We start from the raw sequence: 24,182 nt of genomic DNA on the forward strand, positions 1-24,182 counted from the left end.
TTTAACCGGCATTTCGGCAAAAATGCAACAGTTTGGCAGCGTTCTGAACGGAGTGCTAAATCCGGCGCTTGTAAGGCGAAAGAGAGCTACTAAGTTGATGTGACCATCCTGTCACATTTGCGAGGCGTGCATGGCGTCGGCATTCTTATCGATCGTCCAGCAAATCGTCCGCAAGGGTTCGTTGAAACTTACCCTTGCCAATGGCGAAACCCATACTATCGGCGACGGCACGGGTGAACCCGTTGTCGCCCGCCTTGCCGATCAGGAGGCCGAGGACGCCATCCGGCGCGACCCGACCATGAAGCTCGGCGAAATGTACATGCAGGGCCGGTTCATTCTCGAACAGGGCAACATTTACGATTTCCTGTCGCTGGTGAAACAGAACACCACCAACGAAATCTTCGATTTCAAGATGGCGGCTCTGCTCCTCGGCCGCATTGCCTGGCAGCAGTTGAAGAGCCGCGTGCCGGTCAATCGCAACAAGCATAATGTCGCCCATCATTACGATCTGTCGGCCAAGCTCTTCGATCTTTTCCTCGACGAGGACTGGCAATATTCCTGCGCCTATTTCGAGCCGCCGGGCATTGGTCTAGACGAGGCGCAGCTCGCCAAGAAGCGCCATATCGCCGCCAAGCTTCTGCTCGAGCCGAACCAGCGTATCCTGGAGATCGGCTCCGGCTGGGGCGGCATGGGCATGTATCTGACGGAAGCGACCGACGGTGCAGATTTCACCGGCATCACGCTGAGCGAGGAACAGCTCAAGGTCTCGCGTTTGCGCGCCGAAAAGCGCGGCCTTGCCGACCGTGTGCGATTCGAACTGCAGGACTACCGCACCATGACGGGCAGGAAGTTCGACCGCATCGTCTCGGTCGGCATGTTCGAACATGTCGGTATCGGCAATTACGGCAATTTCTTCCGCAAAGTATCGGATCTGCTCGATGACAACGGAGTCATGGTGCTGCATTCGATTGGCCGTCCGAAGCCAAGCTTCGGCACCAATGCCTTCATCGAGAAGTACATCTTCCCCGGCGGCTACATCCCCTCCGTCGGCGAGGTCGTGCCGCCGCTCGAAAAAGCCGGGCTGCTGGTCAAGGATATCGAAATCCTGCCGATGCATTATGCCTATACGCTGCGCCATTGGCGCGAGCGTTTCGTGGCGCGCAAGGCTGAAGCGGTGGCGCTTTACGACGAGCAATTCTTCCGCATGTGGGAATTCTATCTTGCGGGTTCCGAAATGGGCTTCCGCTGGGACGAGCTCTTCATCCTGCAGATCCAGGTCGCCAAGAACCAGTTTGCCGTTCCCGACAATCGCAATTACATCGCCCGCAACGAAGCCAAGCTGAAGGAGTTCGAGGCGAGGCGCGCACCGTTGGAAAAGGTGACGTTCTTATCCCGCGGAAGGGCCGCTTCCGCTGGCGGTTTTGCCGAGGGACCGCTTCCAATGAAAGGACGTGCCGATGAGCAGTGCGTTTCCCGAGATCTACCTGGTCCGCCACGGTGAAACCGAATGGAGCCTGTCCGGGCGCCATACCGGACGCAGCGATATTCCCCTGACGGCGAACGGCGAGGAGGCCGCCCGCAAACTCGCCGACCGGCTGGCGGGCCCTACCTTCTCCGCCGTCTGGTCGAGCCCGTCTGCGCGGGCCCGCAAGACCTGCACGCTCGCCGGATTCGGATCGGGCGCGGTGATCAAGGACGATCTCGCCGAATGGGACTACGGCGCTTATGAAGGTATCACCACCAAGGCGATCCTTGCCGACCGGCCCGGCTGGCAGCTCTTTCGCGACGGCTGCCCGAATGGCGAGTTCGCCGCCGATGTCGGTGCCCGCGCAGACGCCGTCATCCATGCGCTTCGCGAAACGGGCGGCACCATTTTGATCTTTTCGAGCTCGCATTTCCTGCGGGTCCTTGCCGCCCGCTGGCTCGGCCTGCCGCCGGAAGATGGCTCCCGTTTCGTGCTCGATACGGCCAGCATCAGCGTGCTCGGCTACGAACACGATCTGACCGAACCGGTCATCCGCCGCTGGAACCAGCGTTAGTATACAATCGTCTCCCTCCCCCGCCGTGGTTAACATTGGGGTAACGAGATCGGGATAAATGTAGCGGCCGCCGCCCTCCGCGGCTTTGTTTTTGCGTTTTCTGGAGTGCGGACGTGTCTCATCGATCAGTCGTATCGATCTCTTTGGCTATTGCCCTTTTATCTGCCAGTTCCGCCGCCGCCCAGGAAAGCGGCCAGCACTTCTGGTCCGGCGACTGGTATCTGAGCGTCGGCGTCGCCGGCTTTTCCGCCCCGAAATTTGAGGGCTCGTCGCATAATGAATTCAAGTTCAGCCCGCTGATCTCGGTCGGCCGCCAAGGCGCCGGCCCGCGTTTTTCCTCGCGCAATGACAATCCTTCTTTCGCCCTCATCGACAAGGGCGCCTTCCGTGCCGGCATCGTCGGCAGGTTCGTCCCGTCGCGCGATGACGGCGACGGCAGCGAGCTGAAGGGCTTGAAGAAGGTCAAATGGGGGGCGGAAGTCGGCGGTTTTGTCGAAGTTTACCCGACCGATTTCCTTCGCGCCCGCGCCGAAGTCCGCCAGGGCATCCGCTCGCATGACGGTATCGTTGCCGATCTCGCGGTCGATGCCTTCACCGATATCGCGCCCGACCTGCAACTGTCAGGCGGCCCGCGCGCGACCTTCGCCACCAGCGGCTATTACGACGCCTATTATGGCGTCAACGCCAAGCAGGCGGCGGCAAGCGGCCTTGATCCTTATAAGCCCTCGTCGGGCATCCAGTCCTATGGCGCCGGCACGGCGCTCACCTGGAAGGCGACGGAAAACCTCTCGGCCAGTTCCTTCCTCGAATATAAGCGGCTGGCAGGTCCTGCCGCCGACAGCAGCCTCGTGCGCGAGCGCGGCTCGAAGAACCAGGTCCTGATCGGCGTCTCGGCGACCTACAAGTTCAATTTCTCACTGCAGTGATTGACGGCGCCGCGGGTCCCTTCAGGCGCGCGGCGCTGTAACGCTTTGAATTTACGTATAATTTCATCCTTAAATCGATTTCGATCGAAGGAATGATGCAACTGGCAACACAATGATCGCTTCTTGACCGGATCGGCGGCCCGCCGCTAGATGAGCGGCATGCACGATACTGGCGACTTCAACGATCGCGTCTCCGACGCACCTTCCGATAACTGGGTCTACCGGATCCTGCCGCCATGGCTTTGGCCCTATGCGCAGCTCGCGCGCTGGGATCGCCCGATCGGCTGGCAGCTCTTGATGTGGCCGTGCTTCTGGTCGGCAACCCTTGCCGCCAATGCGGCGATCGGCGAGGGGATCTATTCCGGCAGCCTGCTGGTATCTCACCTGTTCCTCTATTTCATCGGCGCGGTCGCCATGCGCGGCGCCGGCTGCACCTACAATGATCTCGTCGACCACGAGATCGATATGGAAGTGGCGCGCACGCGGTCACGTCCGCTCCCCTCCGGCCGTGTCACCCGCCGTCGGGCGAAGATCTTCATCGGCTTGCAGGCGCTGGTCGGCCTCTTCGTGCTGCTGCAGTTCAACTGGCTCAACGTCTTCCTCGGCGTGCTCTCGCTTGGGATCGTGGCGTTTTATCCTTTTGCCAAACGCTTCACCGACTGGCCGCAATTCTACCTGGGGCTTGCCTTTTCATGGGGCGCGCTGATGGGTTGGGCCGGCATTTTCGGCGGCCTCTCCTTTGCAGCCATCCTGCTCTACGCCGCCTCCGTCGCCTGGACGATCGGTTACGACACGATCTATGCGCATCAGGACAAGGAGGATGACGAGCTGATCGGCGTCCGGTCCACTGCGCGCCTGTTCGGCGACAGGACGCGGCAATGGCTGATCGGCCTTTATGGACTGACGCTGGTGCTGATGTTCATCGCTTTCGCTCTGGCCGGCGCCAATCTCATCGCGTTTCTGGGTCTGCTCGGTGCGGCCGGCATGTTCGCCTGGCAGATCGTCCGGCTCGATATCGATGATGCCGACCAGTGCCTGGCGCTCTTCAAGTCAAACAACCGCGTCGGCCTGATCATCTTCTTCGGCCTCTTCATCTCGCTGTTGTTTGCCATTCCCTGATTGGGACGACGAATGAAACGATAAACCCGGCGCGGGCGCCGGGTTTCAAAATGGTTCCGAAGCGACGTCGCCAAATGGAACTGTCGCGTTTTTGTTCAGTTGCGGGCGATGATTTCCTTACCTTCGATCTTCATCGCGACGCCCAGCCGGCCGGTTGTACGGCGCACGAGGAAGCGCGGACGGCGATTGGCGAAGTAGGAATGACGGCGGCGAGGCTTGAGGTCGCTGGTGCGCAAGGCACCGATATGGTCTTCGAGCGGCCGGGCGACGCCGTCGGCCTCGACCATCAGCATCGGAATGCGGAAGGCTTCGGACCAGCTGCGCCAGTCGGCGGCGATGTCGCTGAGATCATGGGCGACGAGCAGCGGAATGCAGAGCTCCGGATCGGCGTGATGGAGTTCCAGGGTTACGGTGACATCGCCGTCGCCATGGTCGATGGCGCGGGCGGCGACGCCCTTGAAAACGCGCTTCGGCAGCGCAATCGAGAGCGGCAGGCCGCTGGAGGGGAGGACCTTGCGCAGGACCGCACCGCGTTCGTCTATCGTGATATTGACGTCATCCGAACAATCGTGGATGGCGTAGCTGACCTGCTGGGGAAAGCGGGACGGATCGAGGCGTAACGTCGTGCCAGCCCAAGCGGGCTTCATAACGGGATTGTTCATTTCATTCTACCCTTGTCTTACCTGAGAGCCGATTTCCGGTCTTCTCCTTGGGACTTTTCGTCCTCTATGGCCGACAATAGGCAGCCGCCCTTCCGTACAGCTTAAAAATTGCGGTTAAGAAAACTTTGCCTCCTCTGATGGTTATCAAAACCGAATCCGGCAGGGTTTCCGGAAGGTGAACGGCGTGGTGTCCTGAAATGATGCATCCAGAGGTAAGCCTCAGGTAAGTTTTCCATGGCAAAATGTGCTCACCAGCAGTTCGTCGTTCTTTTAGAGATTTTGCCGAAAAGGGCGCTTTTTATGATCACGGCTTCCCTCGCTTACACGATCCTGTCGCGAGATATGACGTCCAGCCTCAACAAGGTTGCGTCGCAAGCGACGGTCAAGAAGGATGCCCAGTATTACGCTGACCATATCAACAAGGTCACGTCAGTCGACGACTTCCTTGGCGACTACAAGCTCTACAGCTATGCGATGAAGGCCTATGGTCTCGAGGACATGACCTACGCCAAGGCCTTCATGAAGAAGGTGCTCGAGAGCGATCTCACCGATCCCAACAGCTACGCCAACAAGCTTTCCGATACGCGCTACCGCGAGTTCGCCGCCGCCTTCAATTTCAACGAGCCGGCCAAGGACGTGCAGACGGACGCGCAGGAGGACGACCTCATCGGCCTCTACAAGCAGTCCTTCATCGATGCCGACAAGGCCGCGACCGCCGAGAGCACCTATTACAGCAACAATATCGATAGCGTGCAGACCGTCGACGACCTGGTCAACAACACCCGGCTGCGCACCTATGTGCTGAAGACCTTCAAGATCGATCCGACCTATGCGTCGAAGGATTTTCTGCGGCAGGTGCTGACGAGCGATCTCAGCGACCCCACGAGCGTCGTCAACACGCAAGGCGGCGACAAGTACAAGGCGCTTGCCGCCCAGTTCAGCTTCAATGCGGATGGCACCGTCAACGGCACGGCGCAGACCGCCGCGCAGAAGGCCTCGGTCATCGAGTCCTACACTCTGAATTCCCAGTCCCTCATCATCGACAATTCGGTCGGTTCGGATGTCTACTACGTCGGCCAGACGGCAGCGGACTACAACAAGGCCTATTACACCGCGAAGATCGGCACGATCACCAATGTCGACGATCTGGTCGCCGACAAGCGGCTGACCTCCTACATCACGACGGCCTATAGCATGGGCGCCGACTTCACCGCGGCAGCGCTGCGCGCGGTGCTGACCGATCCCGGTTATGCCCAGCTGATGGGCTTTACCAATGTCTACAATGCTTTCAACTTCAAGGCTGACGGGTCGACCTCCAGCACGGCGCGCGTCCAGTCGGTCGACCAGGCAAACAGCCTGAAGGCGGCGGCATCGAGCACCAACAACTATTATACCGTCACCTCGCAGTCGACCGGCATCACCAATGTCGACGACCTGCTCGCCGACAGTGTGCTGGCCCGCTACATCAAGGATGCCTATGGTCTCGGCACGAGTTTCAGCAATGCCGACCTGAAGAACATCCTGACCGATTCCGCCTATGCAGCGGCCCAGGGCCATGCCGATCTCAATGCCGACTTCAACTTCCAGGCAGACGGCTCGATCAACGGTTCCGTGATCCAGACCGCGGCGCAGCGGAAGTCGACCACCGACAAGTCGGCGGCGAACGCAGCGCATTTCAACAGCATGATCGGCAATGTCACCAATGTCGATGACATCATGTCCGATGCTGTTGCGGTCAGCTATATCAGAAACAGCATGCAGATCGCCGACAGCGTCTCCGATGCGACGTTGAGGACTTTCCTCGTCGACCGCACGGCTGCCAGCGCCCAGGGCTACAGCGACGTTCACGACCTCTTCAATTTCAAAGCGGACGGTTCGGTCGCGACCCTTTACGCGTCGCAGACGGCAACCCAAAGTGCCAGCACTGCCAGCAAGGCCGACAATGCGGCAGTCTACTACCAGTCGACCATTGCGGGCATCTCAAACGTCGATCAGTTGCTGACGGACCAGAAGCTGAACAATTTTGTGCGCAACGCCTACGGCATCCCGTCGACGATCAGCGACGTCGCTCTTCGCAATATCCTGACCGATCAGAGCGGCACCGGCACCTATGCCGACGTTGCCGCCGCCTTCAACTTCAAGGCGGACGGCACGCTTGAGGACGGTATGGCGGCGCAGACGGCCAGCCAGATCAGCAGCACGAAATTTACTGCCTCAGCGCGGACGGACGACTATTCCGCCCGGATGGCGACGATCGGCAATGTCGATGACCTCATCGCCGATGGCACGATCACCAATTTCCTGAAGAGCACCTACAATCTGCCGTTCGATATCTCGGACGCCGATCTGAGGAGCATCCTGACCGATGCGACGGCGGCTGCCGCAGCCGGCCACGCCGATCTCAACGCCGACTTCAACTTCGCCGCCGACGGATCGCTTCCTGTCGTCAGTTCGGTCCAGACGGCCGACCAGGCGCAGACCACCAACGACAATTACGCGGCGCGTTATGACGACGAACGCGACGAGGCGATCGACGAGGTCGCATCCAACTACCAGAAGCTTATGGCCGACAGCAGCAGCCTGCTGAACTTCTCCGACGTCAAGACCGTCAATGATTTCCTGCGCAGCAATTCGTCCGCCGATTTCAGCAAGGGCAATGACAATCTGCCGGATCTCTACCATGTGGCGCTGCAGGCTTTCGGTCTGACCGACCAGGACGTCCCGCGCTCGATGATGCGCAAGATCTTGACGAGCGATGCCTATGATCCGGATGGCTATATCGCCTCGCTCAAGGATGAACGCATCACCAACCTTGCCCGCGCCTTCAACTTCGGCCCCGACGGGAAGGCGGCATCGCCCTTCCAGGCGCTTCCCGACGCGACCATGGCCAAATACGCCACCGACTATAAATCGCATATCACCATGCTGATGAAGGACGGTCCGGTGAAGGACAAGGCCTCGAAAGATGCGACGGCCGAAGTCGACTATTTCGCCAAGGGCATGGCGAAGGTGAAGTCGCTCGACGATTTCCTGGATGATAGCCGCCTGACCGACCTGGTGCTGAAGGCGAACAACCTTGACCCGAAGGATTACGACAAGGCCACGCTGAAGAAGATCTTCACCTCGGATCCCGACGACAAGAAGAGCTACCTCAACACCAAGGCCGATGCGCGTTTCCAGGATATCGTCGCCGCCTTCAACTTCGACAAGGACGGCAATCTGACCCGCGCCAAGATCGGCACGATCCAGAACAAGGCGGCCGAGGACCACACCCAGGAACTTTACGTCCAGCAGACGATGGAAGCCCAGCAAGGCGAAACCAACGACGGCGTGCGCCTGGCGCTCTATTTCAGCCGCAAGGCCTCGAGCATCACTTCGATCTATTCGATCCTCGGCGACAAGGCGCTTTATCAGGTCATCACCACAGCCTACAGCCTGCCATCGCAGATCTCGGGCATGGATGTCGCCAAGCAGGCCGATCTGATCAACCGCTTCGTCAAGCTCGAGGATCTCCAGGATCCGAAGAAGGTCGACAAGCTGCTGCGCCGGTTTACCGCCATGTACGATGTCCAGAACGCTGCCCAGCAGTCGCCGGCGCTGATGATCCTGACCGGCGGCGGCACGCAGCAAAGCTGATCGCCCCGACCTGCTGCACGCAGCAGGCCTGATCGCTCTGACCGTCGGCCTCAAGGATCGAGGCTGACAACCTTTTCCGGGTTCATGATATTGGCGGGATCGAAGGCGCGCTTGATACGGCGCATCAGCTCGATTTCGATCGCCGGCCGAATCGTCACCAACTCGTCGCGCTTCAGCTGGCCGATGCCGTGCTCGGCCGAGATCGAACCGCCATGCGCCAGCACCAGCCCATGCACGATATGGTTCATTTCGCGCCAGCGGGCGATGAAGGCGGTCTTGTCGGCGCCAACCGGCTGGGAAATATTATAATGAATATTGCCGTCGCCCATATGGCCGAAGGCGCAGATGCGGGCGCCCGGCATCGCCGCCATCACAGCTTCTTCAGCCTCGGCCATGAAATGCGGGATGTTCGATACCGGCACGGAAACATCGTGCTTGATCGACCCGCCTTCCGGCTTCTGAGCATCCGACATGCTCTCGCGCATGTGCCAGATCGCTTTCTGCTGGGCCACGGATGCGGCGATCGCGGCATCCAGCACCAGCCCGGCCTCGAAGCCCTGTTCCAGCACGCCATTCATCATCCGCTCCGCCGTCTCGGCCGAATCCGAGGTCGAAATGTCGATCAGCACGTACCAGGGATAGGCCGCATCCAGCGGATCGCGCACGCCGTCGATGTGGCGGGTGGTGATCTCGACACCGAAACGCGGCATCAGCTCGAAACCGGTGAGCGAGGCGCCGCAGAGGCTGGAGGCCAGGTTGAACAGAGCAAGCGCATCCACCACCGAATTCAGGCCGGCGAAGGCCACCTGATGGCCGAGCGGCTGAGGAAAGAGCTTCAGCACCGCGCCGGTGATGATGCCGAGCGTGCCCTCGGCGCCGATGAAGAGATCGCGCAGATCATAGCCGGTATTGTCCTTCTTCAGGCGGCGTAAGCCGTCCCAGATCTCGCCGGTCGGCAGCACCACTTCGAGGCCGAGGCAGAGCTGGCGCATATTGCCATAGGCAAGCACGGCGGTGCCGCCGGCATTGGTGGAAAGATTGCCGCCGATGCGGCAGGAACCCTCCGAGCCGAGCGACAGCGGAAACAGCCGCCCATGCGCCTCGGCTGCCTTCTGCACCTCGGCCAGGATGGCGCCGCCATCGGCCACCAGCACGTTGGCCACCGGATCGACATCACGGATCTTGTTCATGCGCTCGAGCGACAGGATGATATCGGACTTGCCCTGACGCGGCGTCTGGCCGCCGACGAGACCGGTATTGCCGGTCTGCGGCACGATCGCCGTTCCGGTCTCCGTCGCAAGCTTCATGATATCAGAGACTTCCTCGACCGAGCCGGGTTTCAAGAGGAGAGGGGAGGAGCCGTGATAGAGCCCGCGGTTTTCGATCAGATGCGGCGCAAGATCGGCTTCGCTGCGAAGCGCGTATTTTTCGCCGACGATTGCGGCGAAGCGGTTGAGGAGTTCGGTGGAAATGCTGGAATTGCTCATTCGGACTCGGTCCTCCATCGTCATGCGCAGTCTTTTCAGTCGCGGGGTGCCGCCGCCCGCTGCAGCCGGTCGTTGATCGCTTCGCCCAGCCCCTCCTCGGGAATCGGCGAAAAGGCGATGCTCTGAGCGCCGCTGGCATCGGCCCGCTTCATGTAGTCGAAGAGATTGGCCGCCGCCTCTGCCAGGTCGCCGCGCGGGCTGAGATCAAGCACGATCCGTGCACTGTTTGCGCCGGAGACCGCAGCGCTGCCGAAGGCAATCAGTGCCTCGCCGGGTTCCACCGCCGTCGCATTGAGTCGCACGGAAGCGCCCGGCGCGTAATGCGAGGCGAGCATGCCTGGCGCCTCGATTGCCGCCGATGCCGTTTTCGCCCGCAGCAGCGGTTGGCCTGCGACGCGCTCGATCTCGCGCGCCGCCAGTCCACCCGGCCGAAGCAGCCTCAGGCGGCCGCTCTCTGCCTTGACGATCGTCGATTCGACGCCGACAGCGCTTGGACCCGCATCGAGGATCAATGGGATCCTGGCCCCGAGATCGGCTTCGACATGGGCGGCACTCGTGGCGCTTACCCCGCCCGAGGTGTTGGCGCTGGGGGCTGCGAGCGGCCGTCCGAAGGCGCCGATCAACGCGCCCGCGAAACCCTTCGGCACACGGATGCCGACGCTGTCGAGTCCGGCGGTCGCCAGCGAATGGATCGAACTCTGAGGCTTCAGCGGCAGCACGAGGGTCAGCGGGCCGGGCCAGAAGGCCCTGGCGAGCGCCCGCGAGACCGGGTCGAATTCGGCATGCTTTTCGGCCATGGCGAGGTCGGCCATATGGCAGATCAGCGGGTTGAAGCGCGGCCGCCCCTTTGTCTCGTAGATACGGGTGATGGCTGCGGGATTGGTGGCGTCGGCTGCCAGGCCGTAGACGGTCTCAGTCGGGATAGCGATGGCAAAGCCGTCGGCAAGAGCGGCTGAGGCCGCCTCGAGCGCTGCTTGCCTGTCGGTCCTTATGTCGATCGTGCGTGCCATGTTCTGCCCAGCAATCCAAAGTGCCACAGCGTCCTTTGCGCGTCTGGAAAGACGCACGGCGCTGTAGGTCGGCAGTCATTAGGCTTTCCGCCGCCGGCGATCAATCGCTTTAGAGCTGCCGGATGATTTCGCGCAGCTGTTCGTTGCGGGCGCCGAGCAAGAGGATGTTGCGGATCGCAGCCTGCGGATCATGGGTGCGGAAGAGCAGGCCGTTGCCGCGCACCGACCGGTCGATGGTCATCTTTTCGGCGGAATTCTCGCCGGGTTTGATCGCGACGGCGAAATACATGCGGGAATAACCGACATCGATGCGCTCGAAGAAATTATCGTTCTCGCCGATGTCGGAATAGAAATTGGAGATGTAGAAGGCCCAGCTAACCTCTTCGTAATGGGCAAATTTCGTCCGCGCGGCGGTGACGTGGCAATAACCGAGATGCGGGCTGTCCTCCAGCGTCCGGTGGAAGATCATCTTCGGAAACTGGATCGAGTGGTGAAAGCCGTTGATGTGCTGATGCGTCTTCTCGCCGGCGACCTGCAGCTTGCGGCCGGTCTTTGCCGCGACCTCATCGTGGGTGAAATAGCGTTTTTCCTCGGCCAGCCAGTGCCGCCGCTCGCGGGGGATGCGACCAGTGCGCAAGAATTCGGAATGCGCGGCAATCAGCTGCGGCTCTTGCAGTTTACTTGCTTCTTTCGCGTCGAAATAACGGAGTTTGGCCATGGTTCGCGTTCTTCGGTCGGTCTGAATCAGCAGCAGGATAGGACGGTATGCTTAAGGCGATGTTAAAAAATCGCCATGGCAGCCGGCCGGCTGAAAGGCAAATGCCGGGAGATGTCGCAAACGCGACTGACATCGATACCAGGCAGCCGACCTCTTTGCGCAACGGGTCTTTACGCCATGTCGCAATTGACGATAATTGCCGGGAGAGTCGGGCAATGTCATCGACCGGGATGGGCAGCTTGTGGCTTGCCGCATCCTGTCGTCAATGTCGAAGCCGATGTCGCATTACAACCAAGCGGCAGCCATGCTCGGTGATTAAATGGCGCCATGAACAATTCTCCCGAAGGAGAAGGAAGCGGGCGCGCTTCCGCCGGCCTTCCCACGCGAGGGTGGCAACCGGGTGCACGAGGACATGAAGATGGATATTCGCAGCAACGTTTTGCGTCAGCTCAAGAGCCGCCGTGAGGGCTTCAGCCTCGAACAGCCGTTCTATATCGACGAGGATTATTTCCAGCTCGACATGGAGATGATCTATTATCGCGACTGGCTGTTCATCGGCCATGATTGCGAGCTGCCGAAGCCGGGCGCCTATTTCACCGTCCAGATCGGAAACTATCCCGTCGTCGTCGTCCGCGGCCGCGACAATATCATCCGCGCCTTCCACAACAGCTGTCGCCATCGCGGCTCACGCGTCTGCACCAAGGAGCATGGCTCCTCCGTGCGTCTTGTCTGCCCCTACCATCAGTGGACCTATGATCTCGAAGGCAAGCTCGCCTTTGCCCGCCACATGGGCGATGATTTCGACAAGACCGGCTTCAACCTGAAACCCGTCCATTGCGAAACCGTCGCAGGCTATGTCTTCATCTGCCTTGCCAACGCCGCCCCGGATTTCCAGCCGGTGCGCGACAAGATCGAACCCTATGTCGCGCCGCACCGGATCAGTGAGAGCAAGGTCGCCTTCCAGAGCACGATCATCGAGAAGGGCAACTGGAAGCTTGTCTGGGAAAACAACCGCGAGTGCTATCACTGCGCCGCCAATCACCCCGAACTCTGCCGCACCTATCCCGAAGCCCCGAGTGTCACCGGCACGGATGGCGGCGCCGACGATCCCGAGATCGCCGGCCATTGGGCGCGCTGCGAGGCTGCCGGCCTGCCGAGCAAGTTTCAGATTTCGCCGGACGGTCAGTTCCGCACCGCCCGCATGCCGCTGATCGAAGATGCCGAGAGCTACACCATGTCGGGCAAGCGCGCCGTCCAGCGCCAGCTCTCCGACGATATCTCGATCAGCCATATCGGCACCATGTTGCTCTTCCACTACCCGACGACGTGGAACCATCTGCTTGGTGACCACGCCATCTCCTTCCGCGTGCTGCCGCTCAGCGCCAACGAGACGGCGGTGACGACAAAGTGGCTCGTCCACAAGGATGCCGTCGAAGGCGTGGATTACAATCTCGAGGAACTGACCCACGTCTGGACCGAGACCAACGATCAGGATCGCCGCATCGTCGAGGAAAACGCCTTCGGCATTCACTCACCCGCCTATGAGCCCGGCCCCTATTCCGCCTTGCACGAGGGCGGCGTCATGCAGTTCCTCGAATGGTATTCGAACTTCATGGTGAACCGTCTGCAGGGTGACCAGGCGAAGTTCTCCGTCGTTGCCTGATAGCGCTTTGCCGCACCGGTTAATGTCCGGTTCAGTTCAGCTGATCTAAAAGGGAGAGTAGCCGGCCCCGGCTGCTTTTGGAACCATTCAGGCGAAAAGGCGTTGCTAGGCAGGCGGTGATCGCTGTTGTATGGGAGTTGAAGCAATGATCGGGCTGAGAAACAAGATCGCGACCGCAGTGCTGGCTGCCGCCGTGGTCCTGACGGGCTTTGCGCCGTCGCAGGCAATCCAGATGCCCACCGCCCCGCAGGTGGAAAAATCCTCCGCAGTTGAGAATGTCCAGTACCGCCGCTATTATCGCCCCGGCTATCGTCCGGGCGCCTATTACCGGCCTGGCTATCGTCCCGGCGCCTACTACCGGCCCGGCTATTATGGCGGCTATCGCGGATATTCCTATTACCGCCCGGGCTATCGCCATTATAACGGCTACTGGTATCCGCTTGCCGCCTTCGGCGCCGGCGCAGTGATCGGCGGCGCGATTGTCGCGCAGCCGCGTTACGTCGACCCGGCCCCCCGCATGGGTTCGAGCCACGTCGCCTGGTGCGCAAACCGCTACCGGTCTTATCGCGCCTACGACAACACCTTCCAGCCCTATAACGGCCCGCGTCAGCAGTGCTATTCGCCCTACTGACGTCACCCCAAACCGCGTAGCGGTTTTGGCATGTCGTGATATCGCGCTAAGATAAGAACCAGGCGCCCGGCAGTCATGCCGGGCGTTTCGCGTTCAAAGAATATCCACACGCCTCAGCAGCCACCAGGCAAAGGCGATGGAGGCGACGATGAGGGCGACGGCGTATTCGGTGCCGTAGTCGCCGACGGCGAAGGGCAGGTTTGCCGTGTTCATGCCGAAGAAGCCCGTCACCAGCGTCGGCGGCAGCAGGAAGGCCGTCATGATCGACAGCAGATAAAGGTGGCGGTTGGTTTCGGAGGATTGTTTCGAATCGATTTCTTCGTGCAGCAGGCGTGCCCGGTCCTGCAGCGCATAGATATCGTGGTCGACCGTTTCCAGCCGGCTCGTCAGCCGCCGCGCCACATCGTCGAAGCCGAAGGGCATCTCGTCGTCGTCGGCCGCCGCCGCCCGGCGCATCAGCGCCAGTACGGTGCGCAGGTGCCGATGCAGCCTGACCACGGTGCGCCGGACCGGCGCCAGGCGCCGGCGCTCGTCGCGCTGCGCACTGTCGTAGACGATATCCTCGATCTGGTTCAGCTCTTCGGTGAGTTCGATGACGATTGCGATCAGCGTGCGCTGGAACTCGATCACCAGCAGTTCGAAGAGATCGACCGGCCGCGAGAATTTGCCCGGGTTTTTCTCGATCAGGGCCCGCGCCCGTTCGACGCTGCGCAGCGGCTGCAGCCGGGTGGTGATGAGGAAGCGGTCGGACATGGCGAAATGCAGCCAGCCGAGATTGTTGGTATCCTGGGCAAAATCGCGCTGGCAATCGACGAGCGTCCCATAGAGCATCTGCTCGTCGACGGTGATGGCCGCATGCGTATCGCGCGTCGTCAGCGCCGATTTCGCGTCCTCTGTCAGCCCGTCCAGCGTATCGAGCAGGGCCGGCACGCGGGCGTCGACAAGGTTGAGGTGCAGCCAGTAGAAACAGTTGTCGGCGGTCAGTTCCGCCACCGTCGCACTATTGTTCAGTCGCACCGCGGTCTTTTCTTCAGGCGAAAAGCGATAGGCCCAGACGAAACCGGGTATGTTGACGGGCAATGTATCCATTGTTCGCCGGTCCTTTGCGAAGGCGATGTCTTCCCTTAGAGATTGTTCATGACGTCCATTTGTCCAAAGGTGCAAGAGCAAAGCGCCCTGTCAGGCGATTTATCGCATGGCGGCCGAGGAAATCGAAATTGACGTTTACGTAAAAATCAATTAGCCCTTGCCTCGGAGGGGCTTGCCCAAGTGCAGGCCGGTCTGCGGAGGAAAAACCATGTACAAAGCGCCCGTCGAGGAAATCGCGTTCACGTTGAAGCACGTAGCGGGCATGGACGAGGCGATGTCAAAAGGGCTGCTCGGCGATCTTGGTGAAGACTTGGTCGACGCCATCCTGGCCGAGGCGGGGCGTTTTGCCACAGACGAAGTGGCGCCTCTCGCCGAAATCGGCGACCGCCAGGGCGCCCGCCTGATCGATGGCGAGGTCAGGCTGCCGGATGGTTGGCGCGATCTCTATCGCCATTGGATCGCCGGCGGCTGGAACGGCCTGACGGCGCCGGAGGCCTTCGGCGGCCAGGCCTTGCCGCATATGCTGAATGTCGCGGCGCTTGAAATGTGGAATTCCGGCTCCATGGCCTTCGCGCTTGCCCCGACGCTGACGATGGGCGCCATCGAGGCCGTCAGCACCCATGGCAGTGCCGCGCTGAAAGCGAAATATCTGGAAAAGATGGTTTCCGGCGAATGGACCGGCACCATGAACCTGACCGAGCCGCATGCCGGCTCCGATCTCGGCGTGCTGAAGGCCCGCGCCGAGCGCCGCGACGACGGCAGCTACCGCCTCTTCGGCCAGAAAATCTTCATCACCTGGGGCGAGCATGACGCGGCCGACAATATCATCCATCTGGTGCTGGCCCGCCTGCCGGATGCACCGGCCGGCACCCGCGGCATCTCGCTGTTCCTGGTGCCGAAATTCCTGGTGAACGACGACGGATCGCTTGGGCCCCGCAACGATCTGTTCTGCCACTCGCTGGAGCACAAGCTCGGCATCCATGGTTCGCCGACCTGCACGATGATCTACGGCGACGGAAAATTCGGCGGTGAAAAAGGCGCTGTCGGCTGGCTGGTCGGCGAGGAGAACAAGGGGCTGGCCTGCATGTTCACGATGATGAACAATGCCCGCCTCGCCGTCGGCATGCAGGGCGTGGCGATCGCCGAGGCCGCCACCCAGAAGGCACTCGCCTATGCCAGGGAACGCACCCAGGGCAGGGCGCCGGGCGCAAGCGGCGCGGGCATGAGCCCGATCGTCGAACATCCCGATGTCGCCCGCATGCTCCTCACCATGAAGGCGCTGACCCAAGGGGCGCGCGCCATCTCCTATGCCTGCGCCCATGCGATCGACATGTCGCATCGGGCAGGTGACGCCAGCCGCCAATGGCAGGAGCGCGCCGCTTTGCTGACCCCGATCGCCAAATCCTTTTCGACCGATGCTGGCGTCGACGTCGCCTCGCTCGGTATTCAGGTGCATGGCGGCATGGGCTTCATCGAGGAGACGGGTGCGGCGCGTTATCTCCGCGATGCCCGTATCGCCCCGATCTATGAGGGCACCAATGGTATCCAGGCGATCGACCTCGTCACCCGCAAGCTGCCGCTCTCCGGCGGCGATCAGGTGAAGGGCTTCGTCGCCGAGCTCAGAGAGATCGCCGATGGCGCCCGCCGCTCCAATCTCGACGGTTTCGGCGAAACCGCTGCGAGGCTCGACGCTGCGATCGCCGATCTCGAGCAGGCGACCGCCTGGCTGATGAAGACGCTTGCCGAGAACAGGACCGCCGAGGCGCTCTCGGGTGCCACGCCCTATCAGCGGCTGTTCGGCCTCGTGCTCACCGGCTGTTACCTCGCCAAGGGCGGGCTTGCCGAAAGTGCCGATGGCGCGGCCGAAAACCGTATCGCGCTCTGCCGTTTCGCCGCCGAAAACCTGCTCGCCGAAACAGCAGCCCTTCGCGACCGGGTCGTCAATGGCGCGGCAAGCCTTGCCTCCGCCCGCATCCTGCTTGCCTGAGGAGACCTTATGACCGATTACATCATCGTCGAGCAGCCTTCCGCCTATCCCGGCGTTCAGTCCATCCGCTTCAATCGGCCGGAAAAGAAGAACGCCATCACCCGCGCCATGTACCGGACGATGGCCGATGCGTTGAATGCGGCCAACACAAGCCCCGACATCCGCGCCACCGCTTTGCTCGGCACCGAGGGCTGCTTCTCGGCCGGCAACGACCTGAACGATTTTCTGGCTGCCGCAATGGGCGGCCGCGGCCTGGAGCAGGAGATCCTCGATTTCCTCTATGCGCTGGTGAATGCCGAAAAACCCGTCGTCTCCGGCGTCGACGGTCTGGCGGTCGGCATCGGCACGACGATCCATCTCCATTGCGACCTGACCATCGCCTCCAGCCGCAGCCAGTTCCGCACACCCTTCGTCGATCTGGCGCTGGTGCCGGAGGCGGGTTCCAGCCTCGTCGCGCCGCGCCTGATGGGACATCAGCGCGCCTTCGCCATGCTTGCCGCCGGCGAACCATTCTCTGCGGACGAGGCGAAGGAAGCCGGCCTGGTCTGGAAGGTCGTCGAGCCAGGCGAGGTCGATTCACTGACGCTTGGCCTCGCCGCAAAGCTCGCCGCCAAGCCGCCGGAGGCGCTGCGCATCGCCCGCGACCTCATTCGTGGCGACCGCGGCGAGATCATCGCCCGCATCGACGAGGAGGCCCGCCATTTCTCCGCGCGGCTGAAAAGCGCCGAGGCCCGGGCGGCCTTCGAAGCCTTCATGCGCCGCTGAGCGGCGATCTCGGTCGTTTCCGAAGTATCGATGGCAAGCAGGCCGACACCAACACCAGTCCGGGAGCACACGGATACCGATTAGACCGCCGGCACATTGAATATCTCGCCGGCCCTGAGCGGCCGGAACCGTTCCGGGGGAATATCATGCTCGCTCATTGCGTCTTGCAACGCTCTTGCCGGCGCGTCGACCGCTTCATTCGTCAGTTGGAACGTGGCGAAGTGATGCCCGGCCACATAGGCCGCATTTGCCAACTTCATCCCGATCACCGCCTCCTGGGGATTCTGGTGCTGCCCCTTCATGAACCAGCGCGGCTCATATGCGCCGAAGGGTAAAATGGCCAAACGAAAGCCGCCATGCTTCTGCTGTGCCGCTTTGTAATTGATGCCGTTGTGAAAGCCCGTATCTCCGACGTGATAAATTTTTCCGGCTGGAGTCGACAAAACGAACGACGCCCAGAGTGCCATCCGGCGATCGGCGGTTCCGCGCGCGGACCAATGGTGTGCAGGCTCCGCATCAATGCTTATTCCGGCGTGCGAAATGCGCTCGCCCCAGTCCATCGATGTCGTCTGTATATCGGGCACGGCACGGCGAATGATCGTGTCATTGCCGAGTGGCGTTACGACACGCGGCTGATGCTTCGCGCCCAACCGCCTGAGCGTCGCGATATCGAGATGATCATAATGATTGTGCGATACCAGCACGAGATCAATTGGCGGCAAATCATCGAACGCGATGCCCGGTTGGACGACGCGCTTGGGTCCGGCAAAAGCGAAGGGACTTACGCGCTCCGACCACACCGGGTCGGTGAGGATATTGAGCCCAGCGACCTGCACGAGCATTGTTGCATGACCAACCATGGTCACCCTTAGATCCTCGCCGTCGACGCATGGATCCGGCTTGGCCGCCGGGTATGGACTTGGGACCGACTGCGGCCAGCGCTCACGGCCACCGCCGAATTGCCACCGCAGCAGATCGCGGAAACCAAGGGGCTCAATACCGTCGGGATTGAAGAAATATGTGCCGTCGAAGTGATCGGACACCGGGCCGTGATAATAGGGGTTGCGTCTTTTGGTCTTTCCGACAGGCACGCCTATTTCTCCAGCGTCGCCACCACCTCGACATGCGACGTCCAGAGGAACTGGTCGATCGGCGTCACTTGCGTGATCCGGTAGCCGCCCTCGACGAGGATCGCGAGATCCCGCGCCAGCGTCAGCGGATTGCAGCTGACGGCCACGATCTTCTTCACCGCCGAACGGGCAAGCTCCTGGCACTGGAACTCGGCACCGGCGCGCGGCGGATCGAAGACGACGGCGTCATAGGGCTTGAACTCCTGCGTCATCAAAGGACGGCGAAAGAGATCGCGCTTTTCGACGGTGACCGGCTTCAGCCCTTGCGTGTTGCGGGCGGCATGATCGAGTGCTGCGAGCGCCTTTGCTTCGGCTTCGACGGCGTGCACGCGGCCGATCCGCGCCAGCCGCAGTGAAAACGTGCCGGAGCCGGCAAAGAGATCGGCGATCCGCTTCGCCTTGCCGGCATGGGCAATGACCAGCTCCGCCATCGCCTCTTCCGCCGGCTTGGTCGCCTGGGTGAAACTGCCCGGCGGCGGTGAAACCTGGACGCCGCCGAATTCGACCATCGGCTTCGACGGCTCGACGAGGATTTCGCCGTTCAGCGAAACACGGGCGATGCCGCGCAGGCCAAGCGCGGTCTCGATCGCCTTGCGCCGCTGCGGGTCGGAGAGTTTCTTCACCTCGTCGACGGAGATGTCGAGGCCGGAAAGCGTTTCGAGCACCGCGACGCGGAAGGGTTCGGCGCTGGTCGCCAGCGAAGCGGCAATCGCCCTGATCGCCGGCAGCCGGGCGATAATCCCTGCCGACGAGATCGGACATTCCTCGATGGCGACGATATGGTGGCTTTCGGCCTGGTTGAATCCAACAAGCATGTCCTTCTCGGTCTTGCGCGCCGCAAACACCACGCGCCGCCGCTCGCCCGGCCGGGCCGGAACGATCTCGCCGACCTCGGGTGTCAGCCCCTTCGATTTCAGCGCGTCGATGACCAGCTGGCGCTTGAAGGCGCGGTAGGGCGCGTCTGCCAGATGCTGCAGCGTGCAGCCGCCGCAGGTGCCGTTGACGCCATCCGGGCCGAAATGCCGGCAGCGCGGCTCCTGTCGGTCGGGCGAGGGCGTTGTGATCGACATGATCGTGCCCTGGCTTTTGACCCGGGCAATCGCCACCGTTTCGCCGGGCAGGGAAAAGGGCACATAAACAGGTCCGCCGGCGCTGCTGGCGATGCCGTCGCCCTGGGCGCCGAGCTTCTCGATCGTGACGGTTTCGGTGCTCACGGTTTCAATCCTGCCAGAAGGAATTCCTGATTGCCGTCGCCGCCGGAAATCGGAGAGGGGATGAGGCCGAGGCTTTTCCAGCCCATGTCCTCGATGAACCAGCGCTCCAGTTCCGCAGCAACGGCGGGAGCAGACGAGGGGTCCTTCAGCATCCCGCCCTTGCCGATCGCCTCGCGCCCGGCCTCGAACTGCGGCTTGACCAGCAAGATGGCGACAGCGCCCGGTTCGGCGATCTCAAGAGCCGGCGCGAGCGCCAGCTTCAGCGTGATGAAGGAGACGTCGGAAACGATGAAGGTCGCGGGATGGCCGATATCCTCTGCCGTCAGGTTGCGGGCGTTGAGGCCTTCCCTGTTCGTCACCCGCGGATCGCCTGATATGCGCGGATGCATCTGCCCATGGCCGACATCGATCGCGGTGACATGCTGGGCACCCCGCAGCAGCAGCACCTCGGTGAAGCCGCCGGTTGAGGCGCCGACATCGAGACAGTGATGGCCGGCAGGATCGAGCCGGAAATGGTCGAGGGCTGCGGCAAGCTTCAGCGCGGCGCGCGAGACATAGTCCTGTGCCGGATCGTCGATTTCGATTGCCGCGTCTGCGTTAAACAGCGCGCCGGCCTTCGTGACCACCTGGCCGCCGATCCTGACGGTGCCGCGCTGCACGGCGTCGCGGGCGCGTGAACGGCTGGCAAAGAGGCCGAGGGAGACGAGAAGCTGGTCGAGGCGTTGGGTGTTTTGATCTGACATCGGCTGTGCATGACCGGCAAAGCCGCCGGTTGCAAGCATTTTGTTCCCAAGACCGTCATTGACCCTCAAAAGCTTTCGGCGATAATCCTGCCGCGGCGATCGCGGGGCGGGCCGCAGACACGGGGGTGTTCCATGCTGAAGCTCTTCACTCTGATTGTCGCGGCAGTCATCGCATCGCCCGCGCTCGCGAACGACACCATGGCCGAGGTCAAGACCGGCGGGCTGATCTTTGCCCAATCCGATGATGTCAGCATGGCGGAAGAGGATCTCTTCATCTCCGCTTCGGAAGTGCGCGTCGACTATATCTTCGAGAATAGCTCCGACAAGGATGTCGAAAGCCTGGTCGCCTTTCCGATGCCGGACATCACTGGCCAGGTCGACAACAATTCCGCCATCTCCGATTATGACAGCAACAATTTTCTGCATTTCTCCACCGTGCAGGATGGCAAGCCAATCACCGCCAAGCTGCAGCAACGCGTCGTTTCGCTCGGCATCGACGTGACCGACGAGTTCGCCAAGCTGGGCATTCCCGTCCTGCCCTATAGCCAGAAGACAACCGAGGCGCTTGCCAAGCTTCCCGAAACCGTCCGCAAGGACTGGATCTCCCGCGGCCTCGTCTATCCCATGGGCGCAGGCGATGCCGCCGGGGTCGACCTCGTGCCGCTCTGGACGCTGCGCTCGACCTATTGGTGGCGCACCACCTTCCCGGCAAAGAAAAAGGTCAGCGTCGAGCATCGCTACAAGCCGGCCGTCGGCGGCACCGTCGCCATCAGCTTTCTCGAAGGTGGCGAGCCGAAGGGTGATCGTTTCGAGGAATATTCGCGCAAATATTGCCTCGACGGAGATTTCGTCCGGGTTGCCCAGCAGCGCGCTCGGGAAGCCGAGGCGGGAGGCGCCAACTATACCGAAAACTGGATCTCCTATGTGCTGTCGACCGGCGCCAACTGGGCGGGGCCGATCAAGCGCTTTCAGCTGACGATCGACAAGGGCAAGCCCGGCAGCCTCATCAGCTTCTGCGGCAGCAACGTTCAGAAGATCGGCCCGACGACCTTCCGGATGACATCAGAGGATTTCGATCCCACTAGGGATTTCGACATCCTGATCCTCAACCCTCCCGAAACGGCACAATAATCCGCAGGCTCTGCCGCTGTTGCGGTGCACAAATTTAAACAAATTTAAAGCCTGCCCATATAGGTTCGGCGTGATTGCAGCGGTTCATCTGAACTGCTCGGCGCCATGAAGGCGCAAGCGTTTCCACGCCGATCATGTTCTCAGGTTCAAACATCCCGGCGGTTGCGTCTCGCGCGACCTGCCTCTCGCCGCGTCGACTGTCGTCAGGAGAAATCACCGATGTCCGCCAAAAACATATCCTTGAACGGTAAACTTGCGGCCACGTTCGCAGCCCTCATTCTTATTTTCGTCGCCATATCAGCTTTCGTTTATTCCAAGGCGACGGCGTCCGCGGCCGCTTCTGCCGAGCAGGAAAAGTCCGAGCTGCTCGTCAACCAGATCGACGATGCGCTGCAGGCGATGCTCGAGCAGGCGGTCAACCTGCGTGGCTTCATCCTCTTCCGCAGTGACAGCACCTATGGCGATGTCTTCGCCAACCGCGAGCGCATGTTGAAAGCGATTGCCGCCGCCAAGCAGACGGCCACCGGCGAGCCGCAGCTGGTCGAGATGATCGACGGCATGCAGAAGGCCGCCGACCTCTATTTCCATGAACTTGCCGAGCCGCAGACCAAGGCGCGCAAGGAAACCGACATGCCGATCGAAGAGGTCGTCAAGATCGGCGTCAACGCCACCAAGGGCCAGCTCGACGGGTTCCGCCAGGCCTCTGCCAAGATCAAGGCCACGGCGCGTGAAAAGTCGAACGCGCTTGCCGCCATCCGGGCCGATGCCAACAGCGATCTGAAGACGACGCTGCTTGCCGGCGGCATCCTCGCCTCGCTTGCGGCTGCCGTTCTCGCCTGGCTGATGTCGCGCACCATCGTCCGGCCGGTGGTCGGCATGACTGCGGCCATGGATCGCCTTGCCGGCGGTCAGAACGACATCGAGGTCCCGGCTGTCGAGCGCGGTGACGAAATTGGCCGCATGGCCCAGTCGGTCCTGGTCTTCAAGCAGGCGGCAATCGAGAAGCTGCGTCTTGCCGGCGAGACCGACCGCATGCGCGACGACGCCGAGCGCCAGCGCCGGGCAGGCGACGAGCAGAAAGCGCGCGAGGAAGGCGAGATCCGCTATGCCATCGACGCCTTGGCGGGCGGCCTTGCCGAGCTTGCCAATGGCGATATGGCCGGTCGTATCCAGACGCCGTTCGCCTCGCAATATGACAGCCTGCGCAATGACTTCAACCATGCCGTCGAAAAGCTGCAGGCGGCGCTGCAATCGGTCGGCCGCAACGCCTCGGCGATCAATGCCGGCGCCGGCGAAATCCGCTCGGCCGCCGACGATCTTGCCCACCGCACCGAGCAGCAGGCTGCCGCCGTCGAACAGACCGCCGCAGCGCTCGAAGAGGTGACGACGACCGTCCGCGACAGCGCCAAGCGCGCCGAGGATGTCGGCAATCTCGTCGAGCGCACCCGCCTCGGCGCCGAGAAATCAGGCGAAGTCGTCCGCAAGGCCGTCTCCGCCATGCAGCAGATCGAGAAGTCCTCGGGCGAAATCTCCAACATCATCGGCGTCATCGACGACATCGCCTTCCAGACCAACCTGCTGGCGCTGAACGCAGGCGTCGAAGCGGCGCGTGCCGGCGATGCCGGCAAGGGTTTTGCCGTCGTCGCCCAGGAAGTGCGCGAACTCGCCCAGCGCTCGGCCAAGGCGGCCAAGGAGATCAAGGCGCTGATCACCACCTCGGGCGAACAGGTCGTTGCCGGCGTCGGCCTCGTCGGCGAAACCGGCAAGGCGCTAGAGGTCATCGTCTCCGAGGTGCAGGAGATCAACCACCACGTCAACGCCATCGTCACCGCCACCCGCGAACAGTCGATCGGCCTGCAGGAGATCAACACCGCCGTCAACAACATGGACCAGGGTACGCAGCAGAACGCGGCCATGGTCGAGGAACAGACCGCGGCCAGCCATGCGCTCGCCCAGGAGGCAAACGCCCTCGACGAGCTGCTGCGCCAGTTCAAGCTCGGCCAGGCGGCCCCGGCGCCGCGCGCTGCCGTCGCCGGCACGAGCTCGCGGCCGGTCGCCTCACCGGCCCACGCCCTGACCCGCACCGTCGCCAAGGCCTTCGGCGGAAGACAGGCAGCCGCTACGGCTACCGTTCAGGAAGAGTGGACGGAGTTCTGAGAGGGCCCTTCGCAGGGACGTTAAATGAAGAGGGCGGTGCAGTGATGCGCCGCCCTTTTTTATTGAGCGGCCGTG

At 61.9% G+C, this 24,182-nt stretch carries 18 protein-coding genes and 1 pseudogene; 11 read left to right on the forward strand and 8 right to left on the reverse strand.

What is annotated here, in order from left to right:
• Positions 1 to 130: 130 nt before the first annotated feature.
• From AC1D2N_RS08485 to ubiA, 4 genes and pseudogenes are all read left to right on the forward strand, one after another.
• Positions 131 to 1,387, forward strand: a pseudogene (locus AC1D2N_RS08485) (class I SAM-dependent methyltransferase); the annotation flags it as partial.
• A gap of 70 nt (positions 1,388 to 1,457) precedes the next feature.
• On the forward strand, positions 1,458 to 2,039 hold the full coding sequence (locus AC1D2N_RS08490) for a histidine phosphatase family protein (protein WP_018449342.1): 582 nt from the start codon (positions 1,458 to 1,460) through the stop codon (positions 2,037 to 2,039).
• 113 nt (positions 2,040 to 2,152) lie between these two features.
• Positions 2,153 to 2,965 (forward strand): MipA/OmpV family protein, encoded by an 813-nt coding sequence (locus AC1D2N_RS08495; RefSeq protein ID WP_113541709.1) that lies wholly within the window; start codon positions 2,153 to 2,155, stop codon positions 2,963 to 2,965.
• 159 nt (positions 2,966 to 3,124) lie between these two features.
• A complete protein-coding gene (gene ubiA / locus AC1D2N_RS08500; RefSeq protein WP_020493423.1) occupies positions 3,125 to 4,084 on the forward strand; it encodes a 4-hydroxybenzoate octaprenyltransferase in 960 nt (319 codons plus the stop codon).
• 95 nt (positions 4,085 to 4,179) lie between these two features.
• On the opposite strand, the gene AC1D2N_RS08505 is transcribed toward ubiA, so the two are convergent.
• Positions 4,180 to 4,746 carry a DUF6101 family protein gene (locus AC1D2N_RS08505; protein WP_017990459.1) on the reverse strand — a complete coding sequence of 189 codons (567 nt, stop codon included), beginning with the start codon at positions 4,744 to 4,746 and terminating at the stop codon, positions 4,180 to 4,182.
• A gap of 300 nt (positions 4,747 to 5,046) precedes the next feature.
• On the opposite strand from AC1D2N_RS08505, the gene AC1D2N_RS08510 reads away from it, so the two are divergent.
• Positions 5,047 to 8,382, forward strand: coding sequence for a DUF1217 domain-containing protein (locus AC1D2N_RS08510; protein WP_130651818.1), 3,336 nt, complete (start codon positions 5,047 to 5,049; stop codon positions 8,380 to 8,382).
• 50 nt (positions 8,383 to 8,432) lie between these two features.
• Here AC1D2N_RS08510 and AC1D2N_RS08515 read toward each other — a convergent pair whose 3' ends face one another.
• The 3 genes from AC1D2N_RS08515 to AC1D2N_RS08525 all read right to left on the reverse strand — a co-directional run bounded on the left by AC1D2N_RS08515 (position 8,433) and on the right by AC1D2N_RS08525 (position 11,597).
• Complete coding sequence (locus tag AC1D2N_RS08515) at positions 8,433 to 9,869, reverse strand: FAD-binding oxidoreductase (protein ID WP_130651819.1); 1,437 nt, start codon at positions 9,867 to 9,869, stop codon at positions 8,433 to 8,435.
• 35 nt (positions 9,870 to 9,904) lie between these two features.
• Positions 9,905 to 10,879, reverse strand: coding sequence for an L-threonylcarbamoyladenylate synthase (locus tag AC1D2N_RS08520; RefSeq protein ID WP_130651820.1), 975 nt, complete (start codon positions 10,877 to 10,879; stop codon positions 9,905 to 9,907).
• Positions 10,880 to 10,988: 109 nt separating this feature from the next.
• Positions 10,989 to 11,597, reverse strand: a complete 609-nt coding sequence (locus AC1D2N_RS08525) for a DUF6656 family protein (RefSeq protein ID WP_018245042.1) — start codon at positions 11,595 to 11,597, stop codon at positions 10,989 to 10,991.
• A gap of 418 nt (positions 11,598 to 12,015) precedes the next feature.
• Here AC1D2N_RS08525 and AC1D2N_RS08530 point away from each other — a divergent pair, with 418 nt between their 5' ends.
• Both AC1D2N_RS08530 and AC1D2N_RS08535 read left to right on the forward strand, forming a co-directional pair.
• On the forward strand, positions 12,016 to 13,260 hold the full coding sequence (locus AC1D2N_RS08530; RefSeq protein ID WP_028734899.1) for an aromatic ring-hydroxylating oxygenase subunit alpha: 1,245 nt from the start codon (positions 12,016 to 12,018) through the stop codon (positions 13,258 to 13,260).
• A 145-nt stretch (positions 13,261 to 13,405) separates the two neighbouring features.
• On the forward strand, positions 13,406 to 13,891 hold the full coding sequence (locus tag AC1D2N_RS08535; protein ID WP_018245044.1) for a BA14K family protein: 486 nt from the start codon (positions 13,406 to 13,408) through the stop codon (positions 13,889 to 13,891).
• Positions 13,892 to 13,984: 93 nt separating this feature from the next.
• On the opposite strand, the gene AC1D2N_RS08540 is transcribed toward AC1D2N_RS08535, so the two are convergent.
• Positions 13,985 to 14,980 carry a transporter gene (locus AC1D2N_RS08540; protein WP_003556974.1) on the reverse strand — a complete coding sequence of 332 codons (996 nt, stop codon included), beginning with the start codon at positions 14,978 to 14,980 and terminating at the stop codon, positions 13,985 to 13,987.
• A gap of 208 nt (positions 14,981 to 15,188) precedes the next feature.
• Between AC1D2N_RS08540 and AC1D2N_RS08545 the strand changes: the two genes are divergently transcribed.
• Both AC1D2N_RS08545 and AC1D2N_RS08550 read left to right on the forward strand, forming a co-directional pair.
• Positions 15,189 to 16,967, forward strand: coding sequence for an acyl-CoA dehydrogenase family protein (locus tag AC1D2N_RS08545; RefSeq protein ID WP_130651821.1), 1,779 nt, complete (start codon positions 15,189 to 15,191; stop codon positions 16,965 to 16,967).
• 9 nt (positions 16,968 to 16,976) lie between these two features.
• A complete protein-coding gene (locus AC1D2N_RS08550) occupies positions 16,977 to 17,732 on the forward strand; it encodes a crotonase/enoyl-CoA hydratase family protein (RefSeq protein ID WP_130651822.1) in 756 nt (251 codons plus the stop codon).
• Positions 17,733 to 17,812: 80 nt separating this feature from the next.
• Here the strand turns inward: AC1D2N_RS08550 and AC1D2N_RS08555 are convergent, their stop codons facing one another.
• The 3 genes from AC1D2N_RS08555 to AC1D2N_RS08565 are packed head-to-tail and all read right to left on the reverse strand — an operon-like array spanning position 17,813 to position 20,858.
• Entirely contained in the window at positions 17,813 to 18,823 is a 1,011-nt protein-coding gene (locus AC1D2N_RS08555; protein WP_130651823.1) for an MBL fold metallo-hydrolase, read from the reverse strand.
• Between the two features lie 2 nt (positions 18,824 to 18,825).
• Complete coding sequence (locus tag AC1D2N_RS08560) at positions 18,826 to 20,076, reverse strand: class I SAM-dependent RNA methyltransferase (RefSeq protein ID WP_130651824.1); 1,251 nt, start codon at positions 20,074 to 20,076, stop codon at positions 18,826 to 18,828.
• Positions 20,073 to 20,858 carry a TlyA family RNA methyltransferase gene (locus tag AC1D2N_RS08565; RefSeq protein ID WP_183619561.1) on the reverse strand — a complete coding sequence of 262 codons (786 nt, stop codon included), beginning with the start codon at positions 20,856 to 20,858 and terminating at the stop codon, positions 20,073 to 20,075. Before AC1D2N_RS08565 ends, AC1D2N_RS08560 begins: the two co-directional genes overlap by 4 nt.
• A 93-nt stretch (positions 20,859 to 20,951) precedes the next feature.
• Between AC1D2N_RS08565 and AC1D2N_RS08570 the strand changes: the two genes are divergently transcribed.
• On the forward strand, positions 20,952 to 21,950 hold the full coding sequence (locus AC1D2N_RS08570) for a DUF4424 domain-containing protein (protein ID WP_130651826.1): 999 nt from the start codon (positions 20,952 to 20,954) through the stop codon (positions 21,948 to 21,950).
• Positions 21,951 to 22,169: 219 nt separating this feature from the next.
• On the forward strand, positions 22,170 to 24,107 hold the full coding sequence (locus AC1D2N_RS08575; protein WP_028734891.1) for a methyl-accepting chemotaxis protein: 1,938 nt from the start codon (positions 22,170 to 22,172) through the stop codon (positions 24,105 to 24,107).
• Positions 24,108 to 24,182 lie beyond the last annotated feature (75 nt).

This window comes from Rhizobium sp. P1_B8 (genome assembly GCF_056406515.1).

Coding starts and splice junctions, on each gene's coding strand:
- AC1D2N_RS08490 (WP_018449342.1), top strand. CDS start 1,458: ATGAGCAGTGCGTTTCCCGAGATCTACCTGGTCCGCCACGGTGAAACC.
- ubiA (WP_020493423.1), top strand. CDS start 3,125: ATGCACGATACTGGCGACTTCAACGATCGCGTCTCCGACGCACCTTCC.
- AC1D2N_RS08505 (WP_017990459.1), bottom strand. CDS start 4,746: ATGAACAATCCCGTTATGAAGCCCGCTTGGGCTGGCACGACGTTACGC.
- AC1D2N_RS08510 (WP_130651818.1), top strand. CDS start 5,047: ATGATCACGGCTTCCCTCGCTTACACGATCCTGTCGCGAGATATGACG.
- AC1D2N_RS08515 (WP_130651819.1), bottom strand. CDS start 9,869: ATGAGCAATTCCAGCATTTCCACCGAACTCCTCAACCGCTTCGCCGCA.
- AC1D2N_RS08520 (WP_130651820.1), bottom strand. CDS start 10,879: ATGGCACGCACGATCGACATAAGGACCGACAGGCAAGCAGCGCTCGAG.
- AC1D2N_RS08525 (WP_018245042.1), bottom strand. CDS start 11,597: ATGGCCAAACTCCGTTATTTCGACGCGAAAGAAGCAAGTAAACTGCAA.
- AC1D2N_RS08530 (WP_028734899.1), top strand. CDS start 12,016: ATGGATATTCGCAGCAACGTTTTGCGTCAGCTCAAGAGCCGCCGTGAG.
- AC1D2N_RS08535 (WP_018245044.1), top strand. CDS start 13,406: ATGATCGGGCTGAGAAACAAGATCGCGACCGCAGTGCTGGCTGCCGCC.
- AC1D2N_RS08540 (WP_003556974.1), bottom strand. CDS start 14,980: ATGGATACATTGCCCGTCAACATACCCGGTTTCGTCTGGGCCTATCGC.
- AC1D2N_RS08545 (WP_130651821.1), top strand. CDS start 15,189: ATGTACAAAGCGCCCGTCGAGGAAATCGCGTTCACGTTGAAGCACGTA.
- AC1D2N_RS08550 (WP_130651822.1), top strand. CDS start 16,977: ATGACCGATTACATCATCGTCGAGCAGCCTTCCGCCTATCCCGGCGTT.
- AC1D2N_RS08565 (WP_183619561.1), bottom strand. CDS start 20,858: ATGCTTGCAACCGGCGGCTTTGCCGGTCATGCACAGCCGATGTCAGAT.
- AC1D2N_RS08570 (WP_130651826.1), top strand. CDS start 20,952: ATGCTGAAGCTCTTCACTCTGATTGTCGCGGCAGTCATCGCATCGCCC.
- AC1D2N_RS08575 (WP_028734891.1), top strand. CDS start 22,170: ATGTCCGCCAAAAACATATCCTTGAACGGTAAACTTGCGGCCACGTTC.